Source organism: Bacillus sp. JJ1764 (assembly GCF_036962145.1).
Lineage (GTDB): Bacteria > Bacillota > Bacilli > Bacillales > Cytobacillaceae > Neobacillus.
In genome coordinates, this window is record NZ_JBALNY010000113.1 from 1,131 (window position 1) to 9,574 (window position 8,444).

Genomic DNA, 8,444 nt, shown 5'->3' on the forward strand with positions numbered 1-8,444 from the left:
AACATCTACTTATAAAGGGGGAAATTTATGGAACAATTTGTTAACTGGCTCAGTGGAATCATTTGGAGCCCAGCACTCATTTACCTTTGCTTGGGAACAGGTCTATTCTACTCACTTGCAACTAGATTTCTTCAAGTCAGGCATATGAAGGACATCATACCACTTATGTTTAAAGGAGGAAAATCCGAAGCAGGTATTTCCTCATTTCAAGCTTTAACACTTGCCTTATCTGGACGGGTTGGTACCGGAAACATTGCCGGTGTAGCCACTGCGATTGCTTTTGGTGGTCCGGGAGCTGTATTCTGGATGTGGGCAATTGCCTTCTTAGGAGCTGGTTCTGCGTTCGTTGAAGCAGCATTAGGTCAAGTATATAAAGTAAAACAAGACGGTCAATTCCGTGGTGGTCCAGCCTATTACATAGAAAAAGGCTTAAAAATGAAATGGTATGCTGTATTATTTGCCATTGTTACTGTACTCGCAACCGGCGTTTTATTACCAGGTGTTCAGGCAAATAGTATTGCTCTGAGTGTTGAAAACGCTTTCGGTATTAGCCCGATGATTACAGGTATTATTTTAATAGTATTCCTGGCTGCCATTATTTTTGGCGGGGTAAAGCGAATTGCTCGTGCCGCGGAATTAATTGTTCCTTTTATGGCACTGGGATATATATTAGTGGCTTTAATCATTACATTTATGAATATTAGTGAATTACCGGGAGTCATCAAACTAATCTTCTCTAGTGCATTTGGTGCTAATGCGGCATTTGGAGGAATATTGGGTTCAGCAATTTCTTGGGGTGTAAAACGGGGAATTTATTCAAACGAAGCTGGTCAAGGTACAGCCCCACATGCAGCGGCAGCCGCGGAGGTTTCCCACCCTGCCAAACAAGGCATTGTTCAGGCTTTCTCGGTTTATGTTGATACCCTTTTTGTTTGCTCAGCAACAGCGTTTATGATTCTAATTACAGGAATGTACAATGTTACACCTGATGGAAAACCGGAAATTGTCAATAACCTTGGAAAAATGGAACCAGGCCCAGGTTATACACAGGCAGCAGTTGAATCTGTCTTCCCAGGATTTGGCGCTCCTTTCGTAGCCATTTCACTATTCTTCTTTGCCTTTACAACCATTATGGCTTATTACTATATGGCTGAGACCAATCTTGCGTATATTAACAAAAATAAAAAACGTATCTGGTCTGATTACCTTCTGAAAATCGCCATTTTGGGTATGGTGCTATACGGAAGTGTGAAAACTGCTGGTTTAGCATGGACATTGGGTGATATTGGTGTAGGAAGTATGGCCTGGTTAAATATTATTGCCATTCTATTGCTTACAAAACCTGCTTTAAGAGTTCTTCGAGATTATGAAGCACAATTAAAGGATGGCAAAGATCCTGTTTTTGATCCCGTGAAACTAGGAATTGAAGATGCTGATTTCTGGGAAAAAGAATACACTTATATTGAAGAAGAGAAAACAGGCTGATCTATTAAGGACTGATTGCATTTTGCATCAGTCCTTGTTATATAACACCATTTTTTATTGTGAGCTTCTTTTTAGAGGTATTGAGGGTTGCATGGACTCCTAATGGTATAGCAATATTGGGATTACAATGGCCAATCTTAAAACCTTTTATAGCAGGTTTTCCAGCTAAACGAACATAATAATTTATAACCTCATCGAGTGTTAGGGACTGATCACTTCGTGACGTACAATTGCAGAAATCTCCAATTATGATTCCCGAGGCAGCTTGGAGCTTCCCTGACAATAACAGTTGATTTAACATTCGATCGACAGCCCGCGGCTCTTCATTAATATCCTCGATTAAGAATAATTTTCCCGTGGTATCAATTTCAAATTTTGTCCCCATTGTACTGATAGCTAAGGTTAAATTGCCCCCGACGATTGGTCCTTCTGCATAACCTTCAACCACCACTTCCAATGGTGAGAGTTCCTCTGTATAAATAAACTCTTTAGGTTCAAATAATTGACTGAAACATTGTTTCGAAACTGGATGAACGGACTCCCGTCCTAAGTCGGACCCTATCATCGGCCCGTGAAAAGTACAAAGTCCTGTATGCTGGTTGATTGCTGTATGCAAAAAAGTAATATCACTATAGCCCCAAAATATTTTGGGATTGTTTTTAATAAGTCCATAATCGATCTGTGAGGCAAATCTTGCCGTACCATAGCCCCCGCGAGCACAGAAAATCCCCTTAATTTCAGGATCACGAAACATTTGATGCAAATCTTCTAATCTTTCAGCATCTGTACCTCCCAAGTAGCCATAAGATCTTCCGACGCTATTTCCCATTTTAACTTTCAGTCCCTGCTCCTTTAAAAATGCGATTCCTAGCTCTAATTTTTCAAGCTCTATTGGACCTGCAGGTGTAATAACTCCGACGAGATCTCCTCTCTGTAAACGGACCGGTTTAATTTCATCCATCTCCTCCACCCCCATCTTCTTCTTTTCTATCCTATTTATAAAAAACCAAAATATACATTTGAAACTTGTCATTTGGCGAAGACGGAGGGCTAGTTAAACTGATACCTTGATAGAACGTTTATACTTTCCTATTCACTAAAAGAAGCCTGCATTAGCAGACTTCTACTTTTTCCAGACACGCTTATTTTCAACTCTCTTTGTCAACCCAATAGCATCCAATCGCTCTAAAAATGGAATCATATATTTGCGTGAAAGATTCAGTATCTCTTTCGCCTCACCTACTTCAAATTCTGTACCTGTATGCTCTCTCAGCTTGTTCACAGCATTTTGAAAAACTGACTCAGCATAGGCAAATTGATCATCCAGCATAACGATTAAGTTTTGATCCTCTAAAAATCGTCTTAACTCTACCGTTAAATGATCTGGGATTCCTGCAGTTGCAAAGTAGTCCTTTACGTAACGAACCTTGTAGCCATCTTTTGTTAATTCCTCCAACAGGTTATCCACACGCTTGGCCCAATTTTTCGGGACATGAGGGTAAAATTCAGCCAATGATACAAATTGTTCCCTGCGGTTAAAAATATCGTTCGAGATGCCCTTCTCCACTACAAATTCTACTAATGATTTAGGAAATCTTTTTTGCATGGATTGTAACAGTTCAGCTTTATTTAACCCTATTTTCATCGGATACTTTTTATGAAAGTCCTGTATAAGATCGTATATATCTTCTTCGATGGAATCAATCATTATCTGCAGTGTAAATTCTTTTCCATTATAAAAAACAAATGACGAATCCTGTAAATGTTCAGTTAATGTTTCCTCATCAAGAGCCGTCCGTTTAATCAGTTCATGAAGCGGCAGACTTCTTGCTTCCATTAAAGCCGCAGTTATTCGCTCTTTTGGCGAACCAACCTTTTTTTTCTCAAGCTCATCAATAGTTTGGTTTCCAAAACGATATTTGTTCCCTCTAGGGTCTATCACCCAGCCGCCGCCAATGGTTTCAGTAGGACTAGGTCTTCTAATGATAAATCGATCGCCACGCTTAGTAAGAATTTCCTCTTCCAAACGAAGTTGGCATAGGATTTCACCGTTCTCTTCCTTTATTTCATTTCGGTCAAAAAAGACAATCCGCCCCATAACTTCTGCAGTCCCTATATGGAGCTTTATTGGCATCCGTTGTTTTATCAAATGCTCAAGTTCGGAAACAACACGAATAGCTACATCAATTGTTTTTGTTACGATAAAATGTTCTGATGAAACAAGGACGTCTCCCCGTTCTAAATCTTCCCTGGAGATCCCGGATAGATTTATCGCAGCTCTTTGGCCGGCAAATGCTTTTTCTGCCTGCTTATGATGGACCTGAATTTGTCTAGCTCTGACCTCTATCCCTTTTGGCATAATTTTCAAAGCCTGTCCTTCCTCAACCGTTCCCTCATAAACCGTACCACGGACTACTGTACCTTGCCCTTTCACGGTAAATACCTGATCAATCGGTAAACGGAAGGCACCCTTTGCATCACGCATTTCCAGTTCCTTTAACTTCCTGATAATCAATTCCTTTATCTCGGCTATTCCTCTTTTGGAGATACTGTCGACAAGAACAACTGGTGCTTCTTGAAAAACAGTTCCCTCAAGTTCTGTTAAAATGTCATCTTTTACTAATTCGATAAACTCTTCATCCACACGGTCCATTTTTGTGATCGCAATGATTCCGTTTTTTACACCCAAAAATTTCAAAATATCAAGATGTTCCTTCGTTTGTGGCATAACTCCTTCATCCGCTGCAACAACAAGCACAACTAGATCGATTCCGGCAACACCGGCTATCATTTGTCTGATAAAACGTTCATGTCCGGGTACATCTATCACAGATATTTGTATTTCGTCATCTTCATATAATGGTGCAAATCCTAGTTCAATTGAAATCTGACGTTCTTTTTCTTCCTTTAAGCGGTCCGTATCTACATTAGTTAATGCTTTGGTCAACGACGTTTTTCCATGATCAATATGACCTGCCATCCCAATGGTAAAATATCTTTTTTCCAAGCTAGCCACCTTCTTTAACGGTCTTCCTTTCTACTGTAGCCTTCTTGGAGATAATGTTCAAGAGGACTGTTAGTTTTTCACGATTCCTCCACATTCACATCGTCCATCGTTTTTAAGAGTATGCTATGGTTAATTAAGAATACATAAAAAAGGGACGAGAACAATGAAAAAATATTTATTGCCATTTATGACAATTATTATTTTACTAGCTGCGTGCCAAAATCAGGAGCCTAAAGCAAGTTCCTCAAAAAAAACGTGCAAAACCATTACTCAAACGGAAACGAAAACTCCCAGCAACTTTCCGTACCCAAACCTTTTAGCTGAAAATAATCAATCCTATTCCCTATTGGTTGTTGGAAATCAAAATGAGCAAACTCCGATTGAGAAAAATGAAAAGGTTACTTCACAAGTCAAAAATATTTTAAGTTTACCAGAAAGGGAAATGGTTACAAATGTCTATCCAAAACTCGAAATTCAAAAAGAGGCAGCTTATATTCTTTTTAGTCAGACAGGGATCGTACATCAATCTGCCACAATAGAAGATCTCATTGAATATTTGAGCAAAAACCCTATAAAGTAGCGGCCAGAATAATTTCTGGCTTTTACTTTTACTATGTAAAGTTGATAAAGGAATCAAAGGACTTAAATACTTGAAGCTAGATTTTTAATTTATTGACAAGCAATTTAATTGTAGTGCCCTGAATAAGCAAAGAGAACAATACATTGGCAAACGTCATCGCCAAAATTAAATCTTTCCCGGTAAAATCAGGAGAAATGGATAAAATGAGGGCAATGGATAAAGAGCCCTTTAATCCTCCCCAACCAATGACAGCTTTCCAAGATAACGGGACTGATTGATCGAATGACAGGCTTACAAAAACAGCTATAATCCGTGAAATGACCACAATGGCAATACTCCCCAAAACAACTGACCATTTTCCTTCAAGGCCAATTCTTGCTGCTTCTAAACCTACCATGAAAAAAATCATAGCATTAGCCAGAAATGAAATAGTCTCCCAAAAAGAATCCATTTCACGCAGAGTTTTCTCCGACATCCCTATTTTCTTTCCGTAATTGCCAAAGATGAGGCCCGCGACAACGACTGAAATGACCCCTGAGAAATGAAAGTTCTCAGCAATTCCAAAAGCACTATAAAAGAGAACAATGGATAATCCTATTTCAACTAAATGTTGATCAATATGTCGAGTAATCCGAGAAGCTAAAAAGCCGAACATAGCACCAACCAGTATTCCGCCAAGAACAACCTTAAAAAATTCAGCAGAAGCTTCTAAAACCCCAGCGGATGTCAACGCCGTGGTAACAAGGGCAATCTTAAATAAGACAACCGCCACTCCATCATTCCCTAAACTCTCTCCTTCAACCATGATGGACAATTTTTTGTTTAATTTCATTGATTTAAATATGGTCAAAACAGAGATAGGGTCTGTGGCGGACATGACGGCCCCAAAAATAAGTGCCAATTGAAAGGGTAATTTCAAAACAAAATATGAGACTGTTGAAACCAATAAAAAAGTAAGAAATGTTCCTAATAAGGACAACAATAAAATGGGTTTTCTATTTTCTTTCAATTCATTAAAAGGCAGCTTCAGTGTGGCATCTCCTAATAATGCAGATAAAAAGATGGTTATAATTGCTGTTTGAAAGACAATATCATTTGTTGCGTAATGTTTTACCTCTTCCAAAACTGGAATATTAAGCAAACCTATAAGCAGCCCTGTAATAACAAGCAATGTCGGGTATGGCTGATTTATTTTTTCAGCAATAAAAGCAACTCCAACAGCAATTCCAAGTAGAATGATCCAAACCTCAATCATCATATTAATGTCCCTTCTAAATTAAGTTTTCCTTGCTATCCTTAATCTTTGCTTATAAACCAACTTAAATTCAAAAAGAGCCTGTTTCCATGGGGATGATATTCCCTTTTGTGACAGACTCCTCCGAATTAATTTCTTATTCAATTATTTTTAATGAAGGATGTATTTATAGTGGTAACTTTGATTAAAATCTGCAATAATATAAATTATAAAGTTGCACAAGGGCAAAAAAAATAGCCTTGTTTAAAAAAATCGAATTAGGTAAACATTTTTATTTCGACTCATTAAGGAGAGAAATTAAATGAGTGAGTTAGGGAGAGAAATTTCTATTAAGAATAAAAAAGTGCTAACAGCTGCTAATGAAGCAGTAAGTGGAAAGCGAAAAGGTTTATTTGCCTTACTTCCTTTCCTTGGCCCTGCTTTCATTGCATCCATTGCTTATGTGGACCCCGGTAATTATGCAACAAACATTTCTGGTGGAGCACAATTTGGATATAAATTGCTTTGGGTAATAGTGATCGCCAATTTAATGGGGATTCTATTCCAAAATATGTCCGCTAAATTAGGAATTGCTACAGGCAAAAACTTGCCTGAACTCTGTAAAGAGCACTTCCCTAAATGGATGAATATGGTCATGTGGATTTTCTCGGAGCTTGCTGCAATGGCTACTGATTTAGCCGAATTTTTGGGAGCTACCCTGGCACTGAATTTGTTGTTTAACATTCCCATGATGATAGCTGTTATTATTACTGGAATTGTAACATATGCGATTTTGATGATGGAACGTTTTGGGTTTCGTCCATTAGAAAAGTTTATTACAGCCTTTGCCATTTCAATAGGGTTATGTTATTTGGTTGAAATGTTATTATCACATCCCTCTTTATCGAAGATCGCGTATCATAGTGTCACACCGTGGATAGGGGGTACCTCTAGTATTATGTTAGCCGTGGGGGTAATTGGAGCAACAGTAATGCCACATGCCATTTATCTGCACTCAAGTTTAACTCAAAAGAGAGTTGTTCCCGTTAATGACCAACAAAAGTTACGCATTCAAAAATTCAGTACCATTGAAATTTTTATCGCGATGGGGTTGGCTGGACTTGTAAATTTAGCCATGATGGCAATGTCCGCCGCTGTCTTTTTTGAATCAGGGAATACAGTCATAGCGAGTATTGAAACAGCCTATCAAACGTTAACTCCTTTACTAGGTCCAGCAGCTGCATCTGTCTTCCTAGTATCCTTATTAGCATCTGGAATATCAAGCTCTACTGTTGGAACTATGGCGGGCCAAGTAATTATGCAAGGTTTCGTGGGGTTTTCAATCCCTTTGTGGCTTCGTAGAATGATTACAATGTTTCCAGCTTTTATTGTCGTTTTTCTTCATTTAGATCCAACCCATACACTCGTTATAAGCCAGGTGGTCTTAAGTATTGTGCTTCCGTTCCCAATAGTAGCGCTTATCTACTTCACCAGGAGAAAAGATATTATGGGGGTATTAGTGAATAAACAGTTAACCACAATCTTTTCTATTTTATGTGCTGCAATTGTCCTTATTTTGAATATCGTGTTGATTCTCCAAACGATTGCATAATGAATAAAAAGAACCCACAGCGGTCAGCTGTGGGTTCTTTTTTCAAAAATACTTATAAAAAAACCAGGAGCAACTTCCATATCACTAGTCCATTTAAAACCGTTTTTTAAATAAAGCCTTATGGCAGGAAAATTATCCCTACCTGTCGACACTTTAAATACTGATATTTCATTGTTATTTTCTTCTAGGTTGATCAGCAGCTTTTGGGCAATTCCTTTCCTGAAATGGTTCGGATCCACGATCAACCTGCAAATGGTCAGTTCCTGACCGACCATTGTATATGACAAGGCTCCCACCAGTTCATCCTCGTCAAAGAAACCTATGAATTGCTCTCCACTATCCACTAAATCCTTGATGGTTTCCTTCAATGGAGGAATATCATAAAAATCAATTAATTTTGCCTCTATCAAATAAGAGGATCTCTGTAAGGAAAAAAGACGTTGTAACAAGTTGCCATTCTGTAGATTAATTTTCTGGATCATTTTTCTTCCCCCCAAAAAAATTCTTGTATAGAATGATTCTATAC

At 38.4% G+C, this 8,444-nt stretch carries 7 protein-coding genes; 3 read left to right on the forward strand and 4 right to left on the reverse strand.

The features are described 5' to 3' along the window. Window positions 1–27: 27 nt before the first annotated feature. On the forward strand, window positions 28–1,485 hold the full coding sequence (locus tag V7083_RS15970; RefSeq protein ID WP_335479587.1) for an alanine/glycine:cation symporter family protein: 1,458 nt from the start codon (window positions 28–30) through the stop codon (window positions 1,483–1,485). Window positions 1,486–1,522: 37 nt separating this feature from the next. Here V7083_RS15970 and V7083_RS15975 read toward each other — a convergent pair whose 3' ends face one another. Further along, window positions 1,523–2,446, reverse strand: coding sequence for a S66 peptidase family protein (locus tag V7083_RS15975; protein ID WP_335479589.1), 924 nt, complete (start codon window positions 2,444–2,446; stop codon window positions 1,523–1,525). Between the two features lie 162 nt (window positions 2,447–2,608). Beyond that, window positions 2,609–4,492 (reverse strand): selenocysteine-specific translation elongation factor, encoded by a 1,884-nt coding sequence (selB, locus tag V7083_RS15980; RefSeq protein ID WP_335479592.1) that lies wholly within the window; start codon window positions 4,490–4,492, stop codon window positions 2,609–2,611. Between the two features lie 163 nt (window positions 4,493–4,655). Between selB and V7083_RS15985 the strand changes: the two genes are divergently transcribed. Beyond that, window positions 4,656–5,072 carry a hypothetical protein gene (locus V7083_RS15985; protein ID WP_335479594.1) on the forward strand — a complete coding sequence of 139 codons (417 nt, stop codon included), beginning with the start codon at window positions 4,656–4,658 and terminating at the stop codon, window positions 5,070–5,072. Between the two features lie 76 nt (window positions 5,073–5,148). Here V7083_RS15985 and V7083_RS15990 read toward each other — a convergent pair whose 3' ends face one another. Beyond that, window positions 5,149–6,330, reverse strand: coding sequence for a cation:proton antiporter (locus V7083_RS15990; RefSeq protein WP_335479596.1), 1,182 nt, complete (start codon window positions 6,328–6,330; stop codon window positions 5,149–5,151). 298 nt (window positions 6,331–6,628) lie between these two features. Between V7083_RS15990 and V7083_RS15995 the strand changes: the two genes are divergently transcribed. After that, on the forward strand, window positions 6,629–7,918 hold the full coding sequence (locus V7083_RS15995) for an Nramp family divalent metal transporter (protein WP_335479598.1): 1,290 nt from the start codon (window positions 6,629–6,631) through the stop codon (window positions 7,916–7,918). A gap of 23 nt (window positions 7,919–7,941) precedes the next feature. Here V7083_RS15995 and V7083_RS16000 read toward each other — a convergent pair whose 3' ends face one another. Next, complete coding sequence (locus tag V7083_RS16000) at window positions 7,942–8,400, reverse strand: GNAT family N-acetyltransferase (protein ID WP_335479601.1); 459 nt, start codon at window positions 8,398–8,400, stop codon at window positions 7,942–7,944. Between the last annotated feature and the right edge of the window lie 44 nt (window positions 8,401–8,444).

Excerpts from the sequence above, each read along its gene's own strand:
- V7083_RS15975 (WP_335479589.1), bottom strand. The coding sequence starts at position 2,446 with ATGGATGAAATTAAACCGGTCCGTTTACAGAGAGGAGATCTCGTCGGA.
- V7083_RS15970 (WP_335479587.1), top strand. The coding sequence starts at position 28 with ATGGAACAATTTGTTAACTGGCTCAGTGGAATCATTTGGAGCCCAGCA.
- V7083_RS15985 (WP_335479594.1), top strand. The coding sequence starts at position 4,656 with ATGAAAAAATATTTATTGCCATTTATGACAATTATTATTTTACTAGCT.
- V7083_RS15990 (WP_335479596.1), bottom strand. The coding sequence starts at position 6,330 with ATGATGATTGAGGTTTGGATCATTCTACTTGGAATTGCTGTTGGAGTT.
- V7083_RS16000 (WP_335479601.1), bottom strand. The coding sequence starts at position 8,400 with ATGATCCAGAAAATTAATCTACAGAATGGCAACTTGTTACAACGTCTT.
- V7083_RS15995 (WP_335479598.1), top strand. The coding sequence starts at position 6,629 with ATGAGTGAGTTAGGGAGAGAAATTTCTATTAAGAATAAAAAAGTGCTA.